Below are 22,414 nucleotides of genomic sequence, written 5' to 3' on the forward strand. Positions count from 1 at the left end.
TTATATTTTCACGTATTAGTTCTCCAACACTAAAAGTAAAGCCTTCAATTAATTAATCACTTGCACATGAAGCGTGTAGCTAATTTTTTCACTTTTTAATTACGATTCAAAAGCTACATGAAGTTCATGTAATCAAATGCTCAGTCGCATTTAACTCAGTAAGACTTTCACTAAAACCGTGAACAAATATGTATACGTTATCGATTATCAAAAGATAGGTTTTGGTAATCACTTTTACCATCCACACTTTTATTGCTGCCATTTCAATTAAGGATGCAATACCATTAAACTATGAGCCCTACCCTCAATACGTAACAAAAGAAGCTTAGAGGTACTTTTTAGCTCAAATAAGGCTGGATTTGGCTTTCATTAACCAATAACTACCTATGCTCTGAAAAACTCATTAAACCCTATGATTTTCGTTTAGAGAACGAAGAATCTAACATAACCTCAGTCCACCAAGAGCCCGTACCGTTATTTTTTTATTGACAATGGTAAGATGCGGAAGGTGATTTATGAAAAATCAAAACTCATAAGACAGAGGCATTCAAATTTTTAGCTACAAAACTAAGAATGACATTTGGACTTCTAGTCCTAAAATTGAATCATAAGAAAGGGACCTAAAGACGCCAAGACTTTCAGACGGAATTTTCATATCCTCCAAAGCTATCCAAGCATCCTACATAACAAACTCCACCAATAGAAGTCTTAAAATCATATTGGTAGCATATTTAATTAAGCTATTTAAAAAAATCATTAATCATTGAACAAAAAAAAACTTACACAATACCGTGTAAGTTTTTTATATTTTATACTTAAAACTACTTAATTAGGCCGACTGTAAGCAACCTCTGGATTTTTACGCTCATGGTCCTTAAACAAGCGCTGTTGCTGTTTAACTGTTAATGTACTTCCATCATGACTCCAACCTGGAGGGCCAAATATATACATAAGCTTATGCGATAATTTTGGAGATTTCTTCATATCTGTCCAAATATCCTTAAACTCATGTGTAAGAATAACAATTGGATTGTTAGAACTAGGTGCATGAATAACACCGTATTTAACGTCAATACTATCATCTAAAGGCAACCATGTACCAAACATTCTATCAAAAATATTTAAAAACCCACCGTGGTTTTTATCTAAATACTCCACATTCTGTGCATGATGCACTTGATGCATTGTATGCGTATTCATAAATTTTTCAAAAATACCAAGTTTCGGAAGCAAAACTGTATGAAGCTGAAATTGCCATAACGCTTCTATCCCTAAACAAAAAACTACCATTTCTGGCCTAAAACCAATTGCTGGCATCCACATATAAAATAATGGCTTATATAAAAGTGTAAACCAACCATTACGAACCGCAGTACCCAAGTTAAAGTTATCTGAAGAATGGTGAACAATATGAGCTGCCCACAGTATTCTTATCTCATGATTAGCTCTATGAAACCAATAATACGTAAAATCATCTGCTAACTGACAAAGCAACCATACATACCAAACATACTTGAACGACTCATATCCAAGAATATTTATGTTTTTACCATTTACCTCTGGATTAAACAACTCAAACACATAGGTAAAAATTACAATCGCCGAAACAACTTTTAGAAGTGCCGCCAGAATAGCGGAACCAACACCCATAAAACCACTTGCAAAAAGGTCTTTCCAATCATATAAATCATGATGCTCATCATGGTTTTTGCTATACGTAAGTTCTAATAAAATAAAGATAATAAAGCACGGCGCACCGTACACTAAAGGATTCGTTAATTCCATTTAAAAATTTTAATTTTTCAAAAATACCACTATTCCTAGTGAATGCACACTTTGTTTAACATTTTAATTTACCGAATTACTTTTTCTTTAGCAGCTCATTTTGTTCCTGCATAAGCTTTTCCAGATTCGATAAAAGTTCTATTTCCCGAGGTGTTTCTACGTTTTTATTTTTAGGATCCTGGGCTTTAGTTTTAAATCTATTAAACCCCTTTACCACAACAAAAATGGTAAATGCAACAATTACAAAGTCAATTAACACTTCTACCAACTCCCCATAACCAATTGCTACTTCTGCACTTACCTCAGTAGCCTGCCTTAAAACATACTTCTTCTCATGAAGGTTAACCCCTTCTGTTAACAATGAAAGCGGTGGCATTAATATCTTTTTCACCAGCACATTAACCACGTTATTAAAAGCGGCTCCTATGATAACCCCAACAGCAATATCTATTAAATTACCTTTAATAGCAAAACTTTTAAACTCTTGAAAAAACTTCTTCAAAATAATCGGTTTTAAAATAAGGTTGCTTGAGAATTGGAATCACCCTCTTTATCCGTATCATCATTAGATTTTGGCACCTGTGCATCAGAATCCGTTTGTCCTTCTTCAGAATTTCCATCAATCACTTTAGATTCATTTTCTTCAGGAACCTCAGGACTACTATACTCTAAAGGCTCTAACGCATCTACATTCTTTATCTTATCTGCAGTTACCTGATTACCTAAAGCTTTTATTCCCTTAACCGCTATAAAATCTTCTACATCAATAGTTTGATTCGGTTTTTGATCCTTACCTCTAGGTTTTGAAAACTCAATTTCGAATACCGGACGCCAATCTGTAGAAACAATTTCTAAAACAGATTTTGGATGTTCAGAAATAAACAATTCGTCCTTATTTTCATTTTCGACCAAGAAACGCTTGATGTAATACCTGTCTTTTTCACCTTCATAATAAATAGAAGATAAAGGCTTATTGGGAATCCACTTCTCTAAAACAATCATGTCCTCATCAAAGTGCGTCGTCATTTCCGGCAAAAAGGTTTTCACATATCCTTTTTGAGTTACTACAAGAAGTCTATCTTCTCCCTTAAACTCTCCTAAAAGTTCACCCCTGCCATCAACATTTAAACGTCTTACCACATCATCAAACCAAATTTTACGTGGTTTCAATGTAGAAACACCTTTCTCTTTCAACTCAATACGCTTTACAGGGTATTTTGTAACAATATTTCCTTTTGATGCCCTACCTTTTATTAGTACATCAGCAAAATCTATATCCCACTTTAATTTCTTAATACTACCCGCTTGGCGTAATAATACCGAAATCACCTCTGCTTCTCCATTAGGATTTTCAGAAAAGTACAACACATCAGAGTTGGCACTGCCATTTGTTAAATCATACATTTTATCACGCGTAACACCCGTCACATAAAATCTTTTAATATAACTAGGACCACCTTTACCATCCTTGTACACCATATTGTAAATGGTGCGCTTATCTTTTTTCTTAAATATAGCAGCATGAATGATATTTTTACCTACAAAGGTCTTAGAATCAACCTTTGTGATCATCATCTCTCCTGCTTTAGTCATAACAATGATATCGTCAATATCACTACACTCCGCCACATACTCATCACGCTTCAAAGAAGTTCCTATAAAACCTTCTTCTCGATTAACGTACAGCTTCGTATTTCTAATCACCACCTTAGTAGCTTCTATATCGTCAAAAATTCTAATTTCCGACTTACGTTCTCTATCCTTACCGTATTTTGTCTTTAAGTTTTTGAAATAATCAATAGCAAATTCAATAATATGCTCCAAATTATTTTTTACTTCAGCAATTCTTTCTTCTAAACTATCTATAAGCTGCTGCGCTTTATCAATATCAAATTTAGAAATACGCTTTATTCTAATTTCCGTTAAACGCGCAATATCTTCTTCGGTAACGGCACGTTTTAAATGCTTTATATGCGGTTTTAAACCATCATCAATAGCCTTAATAACACCTTCCCAAGTTTCCTGCTCCTCTATATCGCGGTAAATTCGGTTTTCTATAAAAATTCGCTCTAAAGAAGCAAAGTGCCACTGCTCCTCAAGTTCTCTTAGTTGCACCTCTAGCTCTGCTCTTAGCAATTCTACCGTATAATCCGTAGAACGCTGCAACATTTCTGTAACCCCAATAAACAAAGGCTTATTATCTTCAATAATACACCCTAAAGGAGATATTGAAGATTCACATGCTGTAAAAGCATATAAGGCATCTATGGTTTTATCTGGTGACAAGCCAGAAGGTAAATGAATTAGAATTTCTACATCTGCAGCAGTATTATCTTCAATTTTACGAATCTTTATTTTGCCCTTTTCATTAGCTTTTAAGATAGAATCTATTAAAGAAGAAGTATTAGTACCATAAGGTATCTCATTAATAACCAGTGTACTTTTGTCTAATTGAGAAATTTTTGCTCTAACCCGTATCTTACCGCCTCTTATACCATCATTATAATTACTAACATCTATAATTCCCGATGTTGGAAAGTCTGGGTAAATAGTAAATTTCTGACCTTTTAAATGTTTAATAGACGAATCTATCAATTCTATAAAGTTATGCGGCAATACTTTAGTAGACAAGCCAACAGCAATACCCTCTGCACCTTGCGCTAATAGCAAGGGAAACTTAACGGGTAAATTAGTAGGCTCTTTTTTACGACCGTCATAGGAAGATTGCCATTCAGTAATCTTAGGGCTAAAAACAACTTCCAAGGCAAATTTTGATAATCGTGCTTCAATATAACGAGATGCCGCCGCACTATCTCCTGTTAAAATATTACCCCAGTTACCTTGAGTATCTATCAACAAATCTTTTTGTCCAATTTGCACCATAGCATCTGCAATACTAGCATCACCATGTGGGTGATACTGCATCGTGTGCCCTACCACATTTGCTACTTTATTATAACGGCCGTCATCTAATTCTTTTAAGGCATGCATAATACGCCTTTGAACTGGCTTAAAACCATCTTCAATTGCTGGCACTGCACGCTCTAAAATTACATAAGAAGCATAATCTAAGAACCAATCTTTATACATTCCTGTAACTTTAGTTAGGGAATCTTGACTGTTCTCTTGATGATCTTGAGGCTCTAAATGTTCTTCGTTAAGCTCTTCATTCTCTTCCATGCAGAAAGAATCGTATTATTTTGGTTTATAATTAGTTATCCTCAATGAGGTCTAACTCTACTTTAAGATTTTCTATAATAAATTTTTGGCGGTCTGGTGTATTTTTACCCATATAAAACTCCAGTAGGGACTCTATAGACATGGTCTTATCTAACATTACAGGCTCTAAACGAATATCCTCACCAATAAAGTGTTTGAATTCATCTGGAGAAATTTCACCCAATCCCTTAAATCGGGTAATTTCTGGTTTGCCAGACAATGCTTCCATTGCTGCTTTTTTCTCCTCTGGACTGTAGCAATAAAATGTTTGCTTCTTATTTCTAACTCTAAATAATGGGGTTTGTAAAATATAAAGATGATTCTCTTTTATCAATTCAGGGAAGAACTGCAGGAAGAATGTAATTAACAGCAAACGAATGTGCATACCATCAACATCGGCATCTGTTGCTATTACAATTTTGTTGTATCTCAAATCCTCCATCGAATCTTCAATATTTAATGCCGCTTGCAATAAATTGAACTCTTCATTCTCATACACAATTTTTTTACTCATGCCGTATGAGTTCAAGGGCTTACCTCTAAGGCTAAATACTGCTTGTGTATTTACGTCTCTGGATTTTGTTATTGATCCTGATGCAGAATCTCCCTCCGTGATAAATAATGTACTTTCTAAATAACGGGTATTTTTAATATCACCTAAATGTACACGACAATCACGCAACTTTTTATTGTGCAAATTAGATTTCTTAGCTCTATCTCTTGCTAATTTTCGAATCCCCGAAAGATCTTTACGCTCTTTCTCTGCCTGCATAATTTTACGCTGTAGCTTTTCTGCCGTATCAGGATTCTTATGTAAATAGTTATCTAATTTGGTTCCTATAAAATCATTTATATAGGTTCTTACGGTAGGAAATTCACCTCCCATATCTGTAGAACCCAACTTAGTTTTAGTCTGACTTTCAAAGACAGGCTCCATTACTTTAATAGCAATCGCCGAAACAATAGATTTTCGGATATCTGAAGCATCATAACTTTTGCCATAAAAGTCACGAATAGTCTTCGCAATTGCTTCTCTAAATGCCGATTGATGGGTACCCCCTTGCGTTGTATGCTGTCCGTTTACAAAAGAATGATACTCTTCACTATATTGTGTTTTACTATGTGTAATAGCCACTTCTATGTCATCACCTTTTAAATGGATAATAGGATACAACATGTCTTCCATATTGTTATTATCCTCCAAAAGGTCCTTCAATCCATTTTCGGAGTGAAACTTTTCACCATTAAAAACTATCGTTAATCCAGGATTTAGATACACATAGTTTTTAAGCATACGTTCTATATACTCATTCCTGTACTTATATTTTTTAAAAATGATTTCATCAGGAATAAAAGATACTTTGGTTCCTTTTCTTTTTGAAGTGTCATTTGGACCTTCTTCTTGAACTAAATTTCCTTGATGAAATTCTGCCGTCTTTAATTGACTATCCCTAGAGGACTCTACTTTAAAAAAGGTAGAAAGCGCATTTACTGCTTTAGTACCTACCCCATTTAATCCTACCGATTTTTTAAATGCTCGAGAATCATACTTACCACCGGTATTCATTTTAGACACAACATCTACAACTTTACCCAATGGAATACCACGACCGTAATCCCGAACAGATACTAAATTATCTTTTATAGTAATATCAATGGTTCTACCAGAACCCATTACAAATTCATCAATACAATTATCTACAACTTCTTTAAGTAAAATATAAATACCATCATCTGCAGAAGAACCATCTCCTAGCTTTCCAATATACATCCCAGGACGCATACGAATATGTTCTTTCCAATCGAGTGAACGGATATTATCTTCTGTATATTGTGTATTTTCTGACATGTTTGGGATTTCTTCGAAAGTGTTGCTAATATAACAAGTGTAATTGAAAGATGAAACATCCTGAAACGAAAGTAATCAACAATAGCAAAATACTTTTTGCTGATAATGCTAAAATTTCATGATCATTCAACTATTTTTTATAGGTTTTACCTCATAATTTCTAAAGTAGACAATTTTGGACTACTTTATTTTTTACGTTTTTGGATTGCTACCAAAGTTACACCAAAAAGAACGATACACATCCCTATTGCCTGCAAGAAAGTAACCCGTTCATCTAAAAAAGCAAATGCCAGCAAAATTGTAGCTACCGGTCCCAAACTACCGAACATAGAAAATGTTGACGCCCCTAGACTATCAATTGCGGCCGAAACTAAAAACGAAGGTATCAAAGTGCAAAAAACGGCCATTGAAAGCCCTAAATAATACACTTCTTTAGGATACTCAAAAAGAGCATAATTTCCTGCTATTAAAAAATGGAGCACCACAATAACAGTTGACACAATCATGGCATAGGAGGTAAACTGAAGTGTTCCAAATTTTGGAATTAACCATCCGCTACCCACAAGGTAAGACGCATAGGTAATAGCACTTATTAAAATCAAAAAACCTCCTAAAATTGCACCTTCTCCTTTTAAGCCTATCTCATCCCAAAACGCAACAACAACACCTACGTAAGTGATTAAAAGCGCTAAAAATTGATTTCTACTGAGCTTCTTTTTAAAAACTAACCAAGAAATTAGTACGACAATAGTAGGGTACACAAAAAGTATAATGCGCTCTAGACCTGCTTTAATATATTGCAGCCCCATAAAATCAAACAAACTAGCCAAATAATACCCAATAAACCCAAAAAAGAACAACCAGAACCAATCACGTTTCTTGATTATTTCTGGTTGTGCTGGTTTTTTCCAAAGTGCTATTACCAAATAAAATGGAAAGGAAAATACCATTCTTAGAAGCAGAAGTGTTAGATAGTCTACTTTATATTGATAGGCAAGTTTTACAATTACCGCTTTAGCAGAAAAAAGGACTACACCTAAAATGGCAAATATAATTCCTAAACTTGTTGCCGATGAATTCTTAAACATCTAAACAAATTTAAAAGAGATATTACTATTTTAAATCTGCTTAAGCAACCAAAATACGATACCCAAAAATGAGTTCTTACACATTAAATCTAAAGTGCATTATATCCCCATCTTTAACAATATATTCTTTACCCTCAACACGCATCTTTCCTGCCTCCTTTACTTTGGCTTCACTACCATGAGCCACATAATCATCATAAGCGATAACTTCTGCACGGATAAATCCTTTCTCAAAATCAGTATGAATAACTCCCGCAGCCTGAGGCGCAGTAGCCCCTACAGGAATAGTCCAAGCACGAACTTCTTTAACACCAGCTGTAAAATAAGTCTCTAAATTCAAGAGTTTATACGCTCCACGTATTAATTTACCTGACCCAGGTTCTGACAACCCCAAATCTTCTAAAAACATTTGACGTTCTTCATAGGTTTCTAATTCTGTAATATCTGCTTCTGTACCTACCGCTAAGAAAATAACTTCTGCATTTTCATGCGCTACCGCCGCTTTTACTTTATCAACGTAAGCATTACCTTCTACGGCACTTTCCTCATCTACATTACAAACATACATTACTGGCTTATCTGTAATAAACTGTAAAGGATGCACAAACTCTTTATGATCTTCTTTAGAAATTGTGATTGCTCTAACCGAAGTACCTTCTTCAAGTCCTTTTTTTATAGCCAACAAGACAGCTTCTTCTTTCTGAGCGTCCTTATTACCTGTTTTAGCTGCTCTTTTTACTTTTTCAAGTTTTTTATCTACAGTTTCCAAATCCTTTAACTGCAACTCCATATCAATAGTTTCCTTATCCCTAATAGGGTCTACAGATCCATCAACATGTACTATATTATCATTATCAAAACAACGCAACACATGCAAAATAGCATCTGTTTCACGGATATTACCTAAGAACTGATTTCCTAAACCTTCTCCTTTACTTGCTCCTTTTACTAATCCCGCAATATCTACAATATCAACTGTAGCAGGCAATACGCGTTCTGGATTCACTAACTCTTCTAATTTTTGTAACCTAGGATCAGGAACATTCACCACACCTATATTGGGTTCTATAGTACAAAATGGAAAATTTGCACTTTGTGCCTTTGCATTCGACAAACAATTAAATAGCGTGGATTTTCCCACGTTTGGCAATCCTACGATTCCTGCTTTCATCAATTCTTTATTTTAAGAAGATGCAAATATAATCTTTACCTTATAAATATCTGCAACACGAATCAAACTAAAGAAAATTAAATGAAAACAACAAAAAACTAAACATTCTTTAATAGAAAATATTAAAAATCAATAATTATTCAATTATTTTATTAATTTAACCTTTAATTAACTTTATTGTCATACATTTAAAATCTATCAAATAAAGTTTATGTCTTTAAATAATGAAGAAATCATATGGTCCTTATTTTTACAAGGGGATACTAATGCCTTTTCTTTACTATTTAAAAAATACTACTCACCTTTATATAATTACGGCATAAAACTGTGTAGCAACACCTGTGTAACAGAAGATTGCCTTCAAGGCTTTTTCGTCTACCTGTATGAAAACAGAAATACCATTGGGGAAGTCAAAAACATCAAAGCCTACCTATTTATCTCTTTTAGAAGAACACTATTCAGCGCGCTTAAAAAAGAACGTAATTTTACGGACTTGAATTCGGATACTCAAAATTCATCTAATTTTGAATTTTCACCCGAAGAGCTAAAAATTCATCAAGAAATTTCTTTTGCACAAACAAGTTCTATAACTTTAATCTTAAACACACTTGCTCCTAGAGAAAGAGAAGTAATTTATTTAAAGTATTTTGGAGCTTTATCTATGTCTGAAATTGCCAGCACTATGGATATTTCTTATCAAAGTGTTTTAAATACACTTCAAAAAGCTTTTTCAAAAATCAGAAAAACCATTGAAAACAATTTGCTTTCAGCTATTTTGAAAAAATAATTCATTTTTTTTCAATTTTATAGGGTATAAAATTCACTCTCCCCTCTCTTTATACATATAACGGCATAATTGGTTATACAAATCAAAGCATGGAAGAAAGCAAACAACATCTATTAGAGAATCTTTTGGAAGACACTTCATTTAAAAATTGGGTGTTCAAAAGAAATAGGAATGATGTGACATTTTGGAATAAATGGATTGATGTTAATGCTGATTACGCAGAAACTGTATTCACTGCTCGAGATATTATTTTAGGAATCGATTTTAAGGATAATACTCTTGAACCAGAATTTATTGAAAATAAACTTAACGACGTATTATCTAAAATAAACACAAACAATACCATAATAGATATTCCTAGAAAAAAATCAACCGCCTCTAAATACATTTTAGCAGCTGTTGGTTTTTTTATAACAACCCTACTTATCGTATTTTATAATTTTCAAGAAAACAAAACTTATGTAGTTCAAAAAACTGGTTTTGGAGAAACCATCAATTTAACACTATCTGATGGTACCACTGTTGTTTTAAATGGCAATTCAGAATTACAATATGAAATTGAAAATCCTAGGAATGTTATGCTACAAGGTGAAGCTTATTTCAAGGTAAAATCTAAACCCTCAACTAAAGCTAAATTTTGGGTAACCACTAATGATCTTAAGGTAGAAGTTTTCGGGACACATTTTAATGTGAATACGAGAGACGAAAAAACAAAAGTATTACTAGATGAGGGATCTATTCAATTAGAATTAAAAAATGGGTCACGAAAAAAAATGAAACCTGGTGAGATTGCCACATATTCCAATAAAAGTGATCTTTTCTCTCATAAAATTATCAATTCTAAGCTTGACTATTCTTTCTGGAGAGAAGAAACGTTTGTTTTTAATAACATCTCATTACTTGAGGTGATGCATTACTTAGAAAATTCTTATGGCGTAACTACAGAATTTAAAGATGAAAAGTCAAAGAAAATAATGCTTACAGGCGGTATACCCAACGGAAATTTGAACATCTGCATTAAAGCTATAGAGAAATCTGCAGGAATCAAAATAGACCATATAGACGACAACTTACTAATTATCACTAATTAAATTCACTAATATGAACGGGAGAACTCCAATTAAAACACTGCTTCTATTCATTTTTCTAGTAGCGCACATAAAATATGTTACTGCAAATGAACCTATTACATTAGAAAGTGAAAATGCAAAAGTAGCCTTAGTCACTTTTCTAGATGAAGTAAGCAAAAAACACACAGTTTATTTTACGTATAATCCTGATGCACTTTCTGGATCTTCACTAAATCCGGAAGAGTACAATTATAATCGTTTAGATAAAATTTTAAATAAGCTTGAAGAGAAGACTAGTTTTGATTTTGAATATCTTGGTAATAAGTATTATGCTGTTTACGGAAAAAAGGTAAGACGAAGTATTCTTGAAAAAGTACAAGTTGGTACTTCAAAAGACATCCACACTTCATTAAGTTTTTTAGAGATTCAAAATTCCGTTTCAGGAAAAATTATAGATCAAGACGGTATTCCTTTAGCTGGTGCTAATATTGTTGAAAAAGGAACCACAAATGGAACCACAACAGATTTTGACGGGAATTATACGCTTACCGTTAGTGATAATGCTACGCTAGTTTTTAGCTATATTGGATACAATACCAAAGAACAGAAAATAGCCGGAAGAAACACTATAAATGTAAGTTTAAACGAAGGAGAGCAATTAGATGAGATTATTATGGTAGGTAATCGTTCTAAACCTAGAACAGCAATTGAATCTGCCGTACCTATAGATAACATTGGAGTTTCTGAACTTAGAAGTACAGGACAGCCTACCGTAGATAAGATGCTTACCTATAAAGTACCCTCTTTTAACTCCACAAACCAAACTGTTTCCGATGCTACTGCACACTTTGACCCTGCTGATTTGCGAGGATTAGGCCCTAGTAGAACTTTGGTATTGGTAAATGGAAAACGAAAAAACCAAAGTGCTTTAGTCTATATAAATGATACTCCTGGAAAAGGGGAAGTTGGTGTCGATTTAAAAAGTATACCTTCCGCAGCAATAGAACGTGTAGAAGTTTTACGGGACGGAGCCTCTGCACAATATGGTTCTGATGCCATAGCTGGTATAATAAATATGGTTTTAAAGAAAAACGTAGAGTACACTACTGTAAACGTTAACACAGGAATAACCACAGAAGGAGACGGCTTTAATATTGGTGCAGATCTGAATTCCTCTATAAACTTAGGTGATAATGGCGGATATCTAAATTTTACGTTGGGATACTATCAACAAGAATCGACCAATAGAGCAGGAACACCTGGAGAAGATTCTTTGTTTGGTGTTGCGGCAAATGATCCTACATGGGGAGATTGGCTCGTGGAAAATCCTGATTTAGGAATGACTATTGGTCAGCCAGAAATGAAAAATGCCGATGTATTTTTCAACGCTGGCGTTCCCTTCGGAAATGACACCGGTGAGTTCTATACTTTTGGAGGACTTACTTATAGAACAGGTAAAAGCTTTGCTCTATATAGAGCTCCATATTGGGTGGCCGACCCATTTAATCTACTTCATGATGAAAACGAAATTTATGATGGTTTTCAACCGTCATTTGAAACCGATATAAGAGACAATAATGTTACAGTCGGGGTGAAAACCAAGTTTTTAGGCTTTAATGTAGATTTAAGCGGAACCTATGGTAGAAATGCTGTAGATTATACCGTTAGCAATAGTTTAAACCCTGCTTTAGGAGCTAATAGCCCTACTTCATTTGATGTCGGAGCCTATACCTTTAGTAACACCTTGAGCAATTTAGATTTCTCTAGAGGTTTTGGTGATTTGAATATGGCTTTTGGTGCGGAGGTTAGAAAAGAACGCTTTACTGCTAAGGAAGGAGAGACTGCATCATACATTTCAGGAGGAGCACAATCATTCCCAGGCCTACAGCCCTCCAATGCCGTTATTGCCAATAGAAATAATTTTGGCGTTTATGGAGATTTAGAATGGGATATCACGGAAGCCTTTTTGATAGGAGGAGCTATCAGGTTTGAAGATTTTAGCGATTTTGGCAGTAATAGCTCTTGGAAAGTAAGCTCTAGGTATTTATTCGGAGATAGCAAAGGCGCTATTAGGGCATCTTACAGTACAGGATTTAGAGCTCCTTCTCTACACCAAATATACTTAAGTAATGTACAAACATTGGTTTCTGGAAATACCATATCTAACCAAGGTACATTTAATAATGTGGATCCCGTAATACGTGATGGTTTAGGAGTACCACAATTAACTGCAGAGACCTCTAAAAATATTTCAGCAGGTCTTACTTATAAAATAGCAAATGATTTCACTGTAGCATTAGATTATTATAATGTAAAAATGGATGACAGAGTCCTTTTTACAGGAGAAATAGGATTTGATGGGGATAACACAAGTACCAACCCTGTAGAGCAAATATTAATAGATAACTCTATTACTAGTCTTAAATTTTTCGTTAATGCCGTAAATACGACTACCAACGGAGTAGATTTAGTAGCTTCCTACAAAAATATCTCTTTGGGCGAAGGTTATTTAAATACAACTCTTTCTGCTAATTTTAATGAAACTAAAATTGACGGAGAGATTAACACTCCTACCCTTTTAGCACAAAATAATTATGACATATTCAATAGAAAAGAAGAGTCTAGAATTATTTCCGCTAGACCTAAGTCTAAGGTCCTATTAGGAATAGATTACACCATAAAAGAACTTACCGTTGTATTTAACAATACTTATTTCGGCGAAGTAACATGGCAACATGCCATCGATATTGATAAAGACCAAACTTTCTCTGGTAAAATTATTACGGATCTAATCCTTAATTATAATTTGTCTAGCAAAATAAGTGCCAACATTGGTGTAAACAACTTACTCAATGTTTACCCTGATGAAATTATTACAAAAGGAGATGTCGTTACTGACTTGGGTGGACGTTTTAAATATCCTTGGGAGGTCAATCAATTTGGTTTCAATGGCACCACAATAAGAGCTGGCTTAAATTTCAAATTCTAACAAAGTAAGAATTTTATGATTTAATAATACATAAAATTCCTATACATAATTACAATTTAATATCTTTCTCACACGAGATATACCTTAATTACTAATTAATCTTTAAAATCACTATTTATGAAATTGACTAATTTATTATTACTAACACTAATTTTTAGTGTTACAAGCCTTTTCTCGCAAAGCGAAGTAAAAGGAACCGTGAAAGACGGTGATGGTATTCCACTAGCGGGAGCCAATATTGTTGTTAAAGGGTCTACGAATGGAACTACTACAGACTTTGATGGGAACTACACCATCGAAGCACCTAGTGACGGAACGTTAGTATTTAGTTACATTGGTTTTGAAACCAAAGAGAAGAAAATTGGAGGTCAAACAACCATCAACGTAACTTTATCTGAAGGTAATCAATTAGATGAATTTGTTGTTGTAGGATCAAGAACAGCTCCAAGAAGTAATGTAGATAGTGCTTTGCCTGTCGATGTTATCGGTGCTAAAGATTTAACATCTACCGGCCAAGCTTCATTTGATAAAGCGTTACAGTACAAAATACCATCTTTTAATACGGTACAAACTCCTGTAAATGATGCAACTTCTTTATTAGATCCCTATGAAATTAGAAATATGGGACCTTCTAGAACATTAATATTAATTAATGGAAAGCGTAAAAATTTAAGTGCCTTATTATACACGCAAACCTCTCCAGGCCGTGGTGAAACAGGAGCTGATATCTCTGCAATTCCTCAAGATGCGATTAAGAGAGTTGAAATTTTACGTGATGGTGCATCTGCTCAATATGGTTCTGATGCAATTGCTGGTGTTATGAACATCATTCTTAAAGATAGTCCTACTGAAGGTTCTGCAACAATTAGAACAGGAATTACTACTGAAGGAGATGGCGAAATGTTTGGTGTTTCGGTAAATAACGGTTCTACTATTAATGAGGATAAAGGTTTTATCAACTACACTATAGATTTATCTAAACTTAATCAGTCTAACAGACCAGGAACCGTAAGTGCTTTAGGTGAAGCTGATGGCGATCTAGGTTTTGGAGCTGATTTAGGTTTTGTTCAAGAATTTTTAGATCGTAAACCAGATGCAGGAAATATTAATGGTTCTCCTGAAACTGCTGCAGCTAAGTTTGAAATGAATATGGGCTATGATTTAAGCGAAAACACTAAATTATATGCAAATGCAGCATATGTCTATAAAAAAGTAAATAGTTTTGCGAATTATAGAACTCCTTATTGGAGAACACTTGATGAAGACAATGGTTTTCCATATTTAGCCGATTTTTTCCCTGGAGATAATCCTACCACAGAGAATGGTTATGACGGCTATGTACCAACTTTTGAAGGTCTTCTTAGTGATTACAATGGAACTATTGGTTTTAAAACAATTAAGAACGATTGGAATATCGATGCCAGTTTTACCACCGGTGGAAATTCTCAAACATACACTGTAAATAATACCCATAATGGAAACGTTGTGTATTCTCCATCAACATGGATTGATGCAAATGGTAACGGCACTGTAGATGATGGGGAAATTACAGAAGGTTCTCAATTATACAGAGAGAATAGTCAACAATCATTTAGACCTGGAGGAACAAAATTCAGCCATAATGTAGGAAATATTGATATTTCTAGATTATTATCTGATAAAGTAAGTATTGGTGTTGGAGCCGAATTTAGAGCTGAAACCTTTGAAGTTATCGTAGGAGAATTAGCTTCTTATGATGGTGGTGGTGCAGATTCATTTGCAGGTAGTAGTCCAGAAAACTCAGGAAAATTTAACCGTTACAATTTTGGAGGATATTTATCTTTAGATTATGATGTAACTGATGCTTTTTTATTAAGTGGTACCATTAGAACAGAAAACTATTCTGATTTTGGAAATACATTTGTGTATAAGTTTAGCTCTCGTTTAAAATTAACAGATCAACTTACTGCTAGAGCTTCTATTTCTTCTGGATTTAGAGCGCCTACACTACATCAAATCTATACACAAAAAGCACAATATAGTTTTGTACCAGGTCAAGGGATTCAAGTAGGTGGTTTAGTAAATAATGTATCTACACAAGCGAAGCTTTTAGGTATTCCTCAACTAGATGCAGAAACTTCTAACAACTTCACTGTTGGTTTTGGTGGAAAACTTGCTAATAATTTTAGTTTCACTGTTGATTATTATAACATTGCCGTAAAAGACCGTATTGTTTTAGGTTCTGAAATTGGAGGAACAGCATTTGATACCGATGGAAATAATATTGGTACGACCGCTTTAGATGATATCTTAAGAGATAATAATTTATCTGATGTAAGTTTCTTTTCTAATGCTATAGACACAAAAACTTCTGGTTTAGATGTGGTACTTAGCAAAAAGAACATTGAAATTGGTAATGGAAATTTAGATTTAAATTTATCTGGAAATTACACCATTCAGAACGAAAGAGATGGAGCTGTTAAAGATATCGCCTTAGTTGCAGAATCAGGTCAATCTGTTGTTAATGCAACCCAAGAAGCCTTATTCTTTACCTCTAGACCAGAAACTAAGTGGATTCTTGGTGCAAACTATGAAATCAACAAATTTGGTTTTTCTTTTAACAACACTTATTTTGGTAAAACTACCTTTAAGCAACAAGGTTTAGATGAAAATTTAAGAACTGAATTTACACCAAAAATTGTAAGTGATTTAGGTATTAATTTTAATGCAACAGAGAAGTTAACTATTGCATTTAACATCAACAACTTATTTAATATATTACCAGAATGGTCTTTCAAAGCTGAAAATGCTGCAGGTCAGGCAATCATAGACGACACAACTATAACGTCTAGTGGTCAGACTGCAATTAAAAATCAATCTGATTTAATTACATTCAATCAACGATACTCACAAATGACTTATGATGGTTACCATTTTAGTCAATTAGGAACTATGCTAAACTTATCCATTAACTATAGGTTTTAATTAGTAATTAGTCAACCTGAAAAGCTACCTTAACCGGTAGCTTTTTTTATTAGAACTATGTTATTAATAATACTTGCATAAAAAAAGCCCGAACGACATACTGTAGTTCGGGCTTTTTTTATCTTAAACGTATACTACCCCTCTGGGTGCATAAATTTTTGCTTTTCTAATAAAACTTCTTCTGTCTCCACATGATCATCATCTGGTACACAACAATCTACAGGACAAACCGCAGCACACTGTGGTTCTTCATGAAAGCCCATACATTCTGTACATTTATCAGGAGATATATAATACACTTCATCACTTATTGGCTCTTGAACATCGTCCGCGTCAACTTCTTTACCGTTGGGTAAAACCACCTGACCTTTTAAAGAGGTTCCGTCACTATAACGCCATTCGTCAGCGCCTTCATATATTGCTGTATTTGGGCATTCTGGTTCGCATGCTCCGCAATTTATACACTCATCAGTTATTATAATTGCCATATTTTCTTTTTCTTTTCTGAATTAATTCCAGTATTTATATTGAATTTATTTCAGTATCAATACTTTTGCACAAAGGTAAAACCTAATACAATCCTATACAAATATAATGACAGACCATACACAACGAATTAAAGCTTTTGTTAAACTTGGTACTTTTTTTAGAGAATTTTGCGATTCTACTAACAATCTGCAAGGTAAGCTTGAACATTCCATTCCATCTTTTAATGCTTTAGAAGATAAAATAGCATTAGCAAAACATAAAAATGGATGGTTTACTCGCGAAAACATACTTTTTAGCTTCAATAGTTGGGCAAATGCTCTTACAGAAGTACACTTAAATACTTGGCTTGCCCCTTATCGCTTCCAACAAGATAAATCTCCTAAAACCATTGCTCTTATTTTAGCGGGTAATATTCCATTAGTAGGATTTCATGATGTTCTTTGTGTTTTACTAACAGGAAATAAAGCATTAATAAAGTTATCTTCAAATGATAATATCTTATTGCCGCAGGTTGCGGAGATCCTAGTTTCATTGGCTCCAGAATTAAAAGGTTTCATAAATTTTGAAACCAATAAACTTTCTGATTTTGATGCTGTTATTGCCACCGGAAGTAATAATACCGCACGCTATTTTGAACATTATTTCAAAGATAAGCCACATATAATTCGTAGAAATAGAAATTCTGTAGCCTTGTTAACAGGAAAGGAATCTCCTGAACAATTGAAAGCTTTGGGAGATGATATTTTTCTTTATTACGGATTAGGATGCAGAAGTGTCTCCAAACTTTTTGTTCCTAAGGGCTATAACTTCGATTTATTATTTGAATCTTTATATGATTTTCACCCTATTATAGAACAAGTAAAGTATGCCAATAATTATGATTATAATAAAGCGGTATACCTTATGAGTAACTTTAAACTCTTAGAAAACGGATTTTTAATCCTAAAGAAAGATGAAAGTTACTCCTCTCCTATTGCTTCTTTATTTTATGAAGAATATGAAAATTTAGAAGTATTAAAAGAAAAAATAATCGGGGATCAAGAAAAAATTCAATGTATTGTTTCTCATAATTTGTTTGATTCTGAAATCAAATTTGGAAACACCCAAAACCCACAATTAACAGACTATGCAGATAATGTTGATACCATAGCCTTCTTGTTAAGAAACTCTTAGAATTTTTGAATAATTCGCTTTAATTCGCATAAATTTTACAACCTTTGTCAACTTAAAATTCTTTTTAAGAATATTTTTTATTAATTAGTCAAGGTCCTATAAGACCAAAAATCAAAATAAACAAAACACAAATGAAAAAGCATAATTTTAGCGCAGGACCGTGTATATTACCACAAGAAGTGTTATTAAAAGCCTCTGAAGCTGTACAAGACTATAATGGTTCAGGATTGTCTCTTATAGAGATGTCTCACAGAAGTAAAGAGTTTGTGGAGATCATGGAAAATGCTAGATCGCTTGCCTTAGAATTACTAGGTTTAGAAGGTAAAGGGTATAAAGCTTTATTTTTACAAGGAGGAGCTAGTATGGAGTTTGTACGTGTGGCTTACAACTTATTGGAAACTAAAGCTGGCTATTTAAATACAGGTACTTGGGCGAATAACGCTATCAAAGAAGCTAAATTTTTCGGAGAAGTAGTTGAAGTGGCTTCTTCTAAAAATGAAAACTATAACCATATTCCAAAAATATTTGGTGTTCCTAATGATTTAGATTACTTGCACGTAACCTCTAACAATACCATTTACGGAACTCAAATGAAAACATTTCCAAAAGTAAATGTTCCTTTGGTTTGTGACATGAGTTCTGATATTTTTTCTAAACAAATAGATTTCTCTCAATTTGATTTAATTTATGCTGGTGCTCAAAAAAATATGGGACCCGCAGGAACAGAGTTAGTTGTTATTAAAGAAGATATTTTAGGGAAAGTAACGCGTAAAATTCCTTCTATTTTAGATTACCAAGTTAGTATTGCCAAAGAAAGTATGTTTAATACTCCTGCAGTATTTCCTATTTACGTCTCTATGTTAACATTAGAATGGTTAAAAGGTATAGGCGGTATATCTGTTATAGAAGAAATTAACAACAAAAAAGCACAATTGCTATATTCTGAAATTGATTTAAACCCTTTATTTAAGGGATATGCTAATATAGAAGATAGATCTACAATGAATGCAACTTTTAGTATTACGGATGAAAAATTAAAACCTGCTTTTGACGCTGCTTGGAAAGAAGCTGGTATTAGTGGAATTAATGGACACAGATCAATAGGTGGCTACAGAGCATCTATGTATAATGCATTAACTCTAGAGAGCGTTGGCGTATTAGTAGATGTAATGAGTGAAATGGAAAGAAAAGCGTAGATAAAAAGATTAAATACTTCCATAAATAGAATATTTAATCTTTTAAAATTATAAAAATTGAACATGAGAATATTAGCAAACGATGGAATTTCTCAAGCTGGAATTGATGCATTGAAATCAAATGGCTTTGAAGTTTTAACGGTAAACGTTGCACAGAATCAACTTATAGATTACATAAATAAACATACAATTGCAGCGCTGCTTGTACGCAGTGCAACTGAAGTAAGAAAAGATATTATTGATCAATGCCCAAGTCTTAAGTTAATTGGCCGCGGTGGTGTTGGCATGGATAATATAGATGTTGCTTATGCTAAAGAAAAAGGAGTACACGTTATAAATACGCCTGAAGCTTCTTCTGAATCTGTTGCTGAGTTGGTTTTTGCTCATTTATACGGCGCAGTTCGTTTTTTATATGATTCAAACAGGAATATGCCTCTTGATGGTGATAGCCGTTTTAAAGACCTTAAAAAGGACTATTCAAGCGGTTCGGAACTACGAGGAAAAACTTTAGGAATTATCGGTTTCGGAAAAATTGGACAAGCTACTGCAAAAATAGCATTGGGTGTTGGTATGAACGTACTTTATCACGATTCTGAAATTGATGAAACAACTGTCTCTTTAAAATTTTATGACGGGCAAATCTTAGATTTCCATTTAAAGAACAATAGTAAAGAAGACGTTTTAAAATCAGCAGATTTTATAACCTTGCATGTGCCTAAACAAACAGCATATGTAATTGGCAAGAATGAATTCAGCTTAATGAAAGATGGGGTTGGTATCATCAACACCGCACGTGGTGGAGCATTAGATGAAGTAGCTTTGATTGATGCTATGGAATCACGTAAAGTTGCCTTTGCAGGTTTAGATGTGTACGAATCTGAACCAAAACCTGAAATAAAAATACTAATGCACCCTGATATTTCGTTAACACCACATATTGGTGCAGCTACTAAGGAAGCTCAAGACAGAATTGGTGTTGAACTAGCAACTAAAATTAGTGCACTGTTAAAATAACAACCTTTTTCTTAACAAATTAGAAAGAATTTACTTCTTTTTTGTAAATTAGAGAAAATAAAAAAACCAAAACTATAAAATGTCAGGATTATTAGATTTATTAAGTGGCCCAATGGGTCAACAATTAATTAGCGGTGTTGCAGGTCAAACCGGAGAATCAGAAGGAAAAACTGCAAGCGTACTTAGTATGGCCATGCCATTGCTATTAGGCGCTATGAAAAAGAATGTCTCTACACCAGAAGGCGCACAAGGATTAATGAGTGCTTTACAAGGAGGAAAACATGACGGAAGCATACTAGATAACCTAGGTGGTTTATTTGGTGGTGGAGTTGATGATGCTGTCACAAATGACGGTGCTGGAATTCTAGGTCACCTTTTAGGTTCTAAACAAGAAAGTGTTGAGAGTGCTATAAGCCAAAAAGCTGGCGTAGATGCTGGGTCTGTTGGTAATATTTTAAAAATAGCAGCTCCAATTTTGATGGGATTCTTGTCAAAACAAACTTCTCAAAATAATGTTAGTGATGCTAGTGGTATGAACGCTTTATTAGGCGGAATGCTTGGCGGTCAACCTCAAGAGAATCAAAGTTTAATTACTTCTTTACTTGATGCAGATGGCGATGGTAGTATCTTGGATGATGTTGCAGGAATGGTCATGGGATCTAGTGGCAAAAAAGGTGGTATCGGAGGTCTTTTAGGAGGACTTTTCGGAAAATAAATACCTTTAAACACAATTTTAAAAAAGCTGAATATTCCATATTCAGCTTTTTTTGTATCTTAAGACTATGAAAAAGAATGTAATACATTTGGGTATTCTCTTAACCGTCATCGCTTTAATAACATTTGGCTGTACGAGTACCAAAAATGTTAATGCCATTTCTGAAAAAGAAAAAGCCGCTTTCAAGCAAACTCAAGGAGATACTATTACTATTGCTGATAAAGAAAGTGCATATGAAATAATTATTATTGAACCTGGCTTTAATTTTTGGTTGCAAAGTATAGCTAGATCAGAAGGATATTATTCTCAAAATTATTTAGAGGCTAGAAATGCGGTTTGGGTACTGGCATGGAACCAAAGAGTGCAACAACCACAAAGGTTTAATCCCAATCTCTATGAAATGAGAATCGACTATGATTCCTTCACAGATTATGGCTATGAGGTAAACTACAAGCTCTATAATTACTTCATTTATTTCCAAAGAAAATATAATCAACGCTTAGGTTCTTTTTATCCCCGTATATAATTTTATATTTGCAAGCGATTTAAAAATGCTATGAAAAAATTAAAAGAACGCTGGGGGATAGAATCTAACTTTGGAATCATCATGATTCTACTCGTTTTTTCAGTTACAGGATCTTCAGCATTAAAAATTGCAAGACCACTCTTAGATTATATTGGATTTACACGAGATAATTTTGCAGATGACTGGTACTTTTCTATTCTTTATTGGACCGTACGTATTTTAATCATTTTTCCTATATACCAAATATTATTAATCATCTTTGGTTGGTTATTTGGTCAATTCAAATTTTTCTGGAATTTTGAAAAAAAAATGTTGAGTCGCCTTGGACTGGGGTTCCTATTTAAGTAAGCTTGTGTTTTTCTTAACAACCTAATACGAG

General features: G+C 33.9%; 17 protein-coding genes. 10 read left to right on the top strand and 7 right to left on the bottom strand.

Features of this window, described 5'->3' with window-relative positions; translation table 11 throughout:
* Positions 1 to 825: 825 nt before the first annotated feature.
* The 6 genes from M666_RS17305 to ychF form a co-directional block, all read right to left on the bottom strand.
* Positions 826 to 1,785, bottom strand: a complete 960-nt coding sequence (locus tag M666_RS17305; RefSeq protein WP_024481260.1) for a sterol desaturase family protein — start codon at positions 1,783 to 1,785, stop codon at positions 826 to 828.
* 76 nt (positions 1,786 to 1,861) lie between these two features.
* Positions 1,862 to 2,287 carry a large conductance mechanosensitive channel protein MscL gene (mscL, locus tag M666_RS17310; RefSeq protein WP_024481261.1) on the bottom strand — a complete coding sequence of 142 codons (426 nt, stop codon included), beginning with the start codon at positions 2,285 to 2,287 and terminating at the stop codon, positions 1,862 to 1,864.
* An 11-nt stretch (positions 2,288 to 2,298) separates the two neighbouring features.
* Positions 2,299 to 4,965, bottom strand: coding sequence for a DNA gyrase/topoisomerase IV subunit A (locus M666_RS17315; protein WP_029445172.1), 2,667 nt, complete (start codon positions 4,963 to 4,965; stop codon positions 2,299 to 2,301).
* Between the two features lie 31 nt (positions 4,966 to 4,996).
* Entirely contained in the window at positions 4,997 to 6,853 is a 1,857-nt protein-coding gene (locus tag M666_RS17320) for a DNA topoisomerase IV subunit B (RefSeq protein WP_024481263.1), read from the bottom strand.
* Between the two features lie 185 nt (positions 6,854 to 7,038).
* On the bottom strand, positions 7,039 to 7,941 hold the full coding sequence (locus tag M666_RS17325) for a DMT family transporter (protein WP_029445171.1): 903 nt from the start codon (positions 7,939 to 7,941) through the stop codon (positions 7,039 to 7,041).
* Positions 7,942 to 8,017: 76 nt separating this feature from the next.
* Entirely contained in the window at positions 8,018 to 9,112 is a 1,095-nt protein-coding gene (gene ychF, locus M666_RS17330; RefSeq protein ID WP_029445170.1) for a redox-regulated ATPase YchF, read from the bottom strand.
* Between the two features lie 211 nt (positions 9,113 to 9,323).
* Between ychF and M666_RS17335 the strand changes: the two genes are divergently transcribed.
* From M666_RS17335 to M666_RS17350, 4 genes are all read left to right on the top strand, one after another.
* Positions 9,324 to 9,899, top strand: coding sequence for an RNA polymerase sigma factor (locus M666_RS17335; protein ID WP_029445169.1), 576 nt, complete (start codon positions 9,324 to 9,326; stop codon positions 9,897 to 9,899).
* An 89-nt stretch (positions 9,900 to 9,988) separates the two neighbouring features.
* Entirely contained in the window at positions 9,989 to 10,990 is a 1,002-nt protein-coding gene (locus M666_RS17340; RefSeq protein ID WP_029445168.1) for a FecR family protein, read from the top strand.
* Positions 10,991 to 11,000: 10 nt separating this feature from the next.
* A complete protein-coding gene (locus tag M666_RS17345) occupies positions 11,001 to 13,958 on the top strand; it encodes a TonB-dependent receptor (protein ID WP_029445167.1) in 2,958 nt (985 codons plus the stop codon).
* 117 nt (positions 13,959 to 14,075) lie between these two features.
* On the top strand, positions 14,076 to 16,922 hold the full coding sequence (locus M666_RS17350; RefSeq protein WP_029445166.1) for a TonB-dependent receptor: 2,847 nt from the start codon (positions 14,076 to 14,078) through the stop codon (positions 16,920 to 16,922).
* 134 nt (positions 16,923 to 17,056) lie between these two features.
* Here M666_RS17350 and M666_RS17355 read toward each other — a convergent pair whose 3' ends face one another.
* Positions 17,057 to 17,410: a 4Fe-4S dicluster domain-containing protein gene (locus M666_RS17355; protein ID WP_024481270.1), complete on the bottom strand. Its 354-nt coding sequence runs from the start codon at positions 17,408 to 17,410 to the stop codon at positions 17,057 to 17,059.
* A 106-nt stretch (positions 17,411 to 17,516) separates the two neighbouring features.
* Here M666_RS17355 and M666_RS17360 point away from each other — a divergent pair, with 106 nt between their 5' ends.
* The 6 genes from M666_RS17360 to M666_RS17385 all read left to right on the top strand — a co-directional run bounded on the left by M666_RS17360 (position 17,517) and on the right by M666_RS17385 (position 22,383).
* Entirely contained in the window at positions 17,517 to 18,584 is a 1,068-nt protein-coding gene (locus M666_RS17360) for an acyl-CoA reductase (protein ID WP_029445165.1), read from the top strand.
* 131 nt (positions 18,585 to 18,715) lie between these two features.
* Positions 18,716 to 19,780: a 3-phosphoserine/phosphohydroxythreonine transaminase gene (gene serC, locus M666_RS17365; RefSeq protein WP_024481272.1), complete on the top strand. Its 1,065-nt coding sequence runs from the start codon at positions 18,716 to 18,718 to the stop codon at positions 19,778 to 19,780.
* Between the two features lie 63 nt (positions 19,781 to 19,843).
* Complete coding sequence (locus M666_RS17370) at positions 19,844 to 20,794, top strand: D-2-hydroxyacid dehydrogenase (protein ID WP_029445164.1); 951 nt, start codon at positions 19,844 to 19,846, stop codon at positions 20,792 to 20,794.
* A 79-nt stretch (positions 20,795 to 20,873) separates the two neighbouring features.
* Positions 20,874 to 21,509: a DUF937 domain-containing protein gene (locus M666_RS17375; RefSeq protein ID WP_024481274.1), complete on the top strand. Its 636-nt coding sequence runs from the start codon at positions 20,874 to 20,876 to the stop codon at positions 21,507 to 21,509.
* A 67-nt stretch (positions 21,510 to 21,576) separates the two neighbouring features.
* Entirely contained in the window at positions 21,577 to 22,035 is a 459-nt protein-coding gene (locus tag M666_RS17380) for a DUF6146 family protein (RefSeq protein WP_029445163.1), read from the top strand.
* 30 nt (positions 22,036 to 22,065) lie between these two features.
* Positions 22,066 to 22,383, top strand: coding sequence for a DUF6787 family protein (locus tag M666_RS17385; RefSeq protein WP_024481276.1), 318 nt, complete (start codon positions 22,066 to 22,068; stop codon positions 22,381 to 22,383).
* Positions 22,384 to 22,414: the final 31 nt, after the last annotated feature.

Source organism: Cellulophaga baltica 18 (genome assembly GCF_000468615.2).
Classification (GTDB): Bacteria; Bacteroidota; Bacteroidia; order Flavobacteriales; family Flavobacteriaceae; genus Cellulophaga; species Cellulophaga baltica.

Coding starts and splice junctions, on each gene's coding strand:
- M666_RS17335 (WP_029445169.1), top strand. CDS start 9,324: ATGTCTTTAAATAATGAAGAAATCATATGGTCCTTATTTTTACAAGGG.
- M666_RS17305 (WP_024481260.1), bottom strand. CDS start 1,785: ATGGAATTAACGAATCCTTTAGTGTACGGTGCGCCGTGCTTTATTATC.
- M666_RS17360 (WP_029445165.1), top strand. CDS start 17,517: ATGACAGACCATACACAACGAATTAAAGCTTTTGTTAAACTTGGTACT.
- M666_RS17370 (WP_029445164.1), top strand. CDS start 19,844: ATGAGAATATTAGCAAACGATGGAATTTCTCAAGCTGGAATTGATGCA.
- serC (WP_024481272.1), top strand. CDS start 18,716: ATGAAAAAGCATAATTTTAGCGCAGGACCGTGTATATTACCACAAGAA.
- M666_RS17315 (WP_029445172.1), bottom strand. CDS start 4,965: ATGGAAGAGAATGAAGAGCTTAACGAAGAACATTTAGAGCCTCAAGAT.
- M666_RS17320 (WP_024481263.1), bottom strand. CDS start 6,853: ATGTCAGAAAATACACAATATACAGAAGATAATATCCGTTCACTCGAT.
- M666_RS17345 (WP_029445167.1), top strand. CDS start 11,001: ATGAACGGGAGAACTCCAATTAAAACACTGCTTCTATTCATTTTTCTA.
- ychF (WP_029445170.1), bottom strand. CDS start 9,112: ATGAAAGCAGGAATCGTAGGATTGCCAAACGTGGGAAAATCCACGCTA.
- M666_RS17375 (WP_024481274.1), top strand. CDS start 20,874: ATGTCAGGATTATTAGATTTATTAAGTGGCCCAATGGGTCAACAATTA.
- M666_RS17355 (WP_024481270.1), bottom strand. CDS start 17,410: ATGGCAATTATAATAACTGATGAGTGTATAAATTGCGGAGCATGCGAA.
- M666_RS17350 (WP_029445166.1), top strand. CDS start 14,076: ATGAAATTGACTAATTTATTATTACTAACACTAATTTTTAGTGTTACA.
- M666_RS17340 (WP_029445168.1), top strand. CDS start 9,989: ATGGAAGAAAGCAAACAACATCTATTAGAGAATCTTTTGGAAGACACT.
- M666_RS17325 (WP_029445171.1), bottom strand. CDS start 7,941: ATGTTTAAGAATTCATCGGCAACAAGTTTAGGAATTATATTTGCCATT.
- M666_RS17385 (WP_024481276.1), top strand. CDS start 22,066: ATGAAAAAATTAAAAGAACGCTGGGGGATAGAATCTAACTTTGGAATC.
- M666_RS17380 (WP_029445163.1), top strand. CDS start 21,577: ATGAAAAAGAATGTAATACATTTGGGTATTCTCTTAACCGTCATCGCT.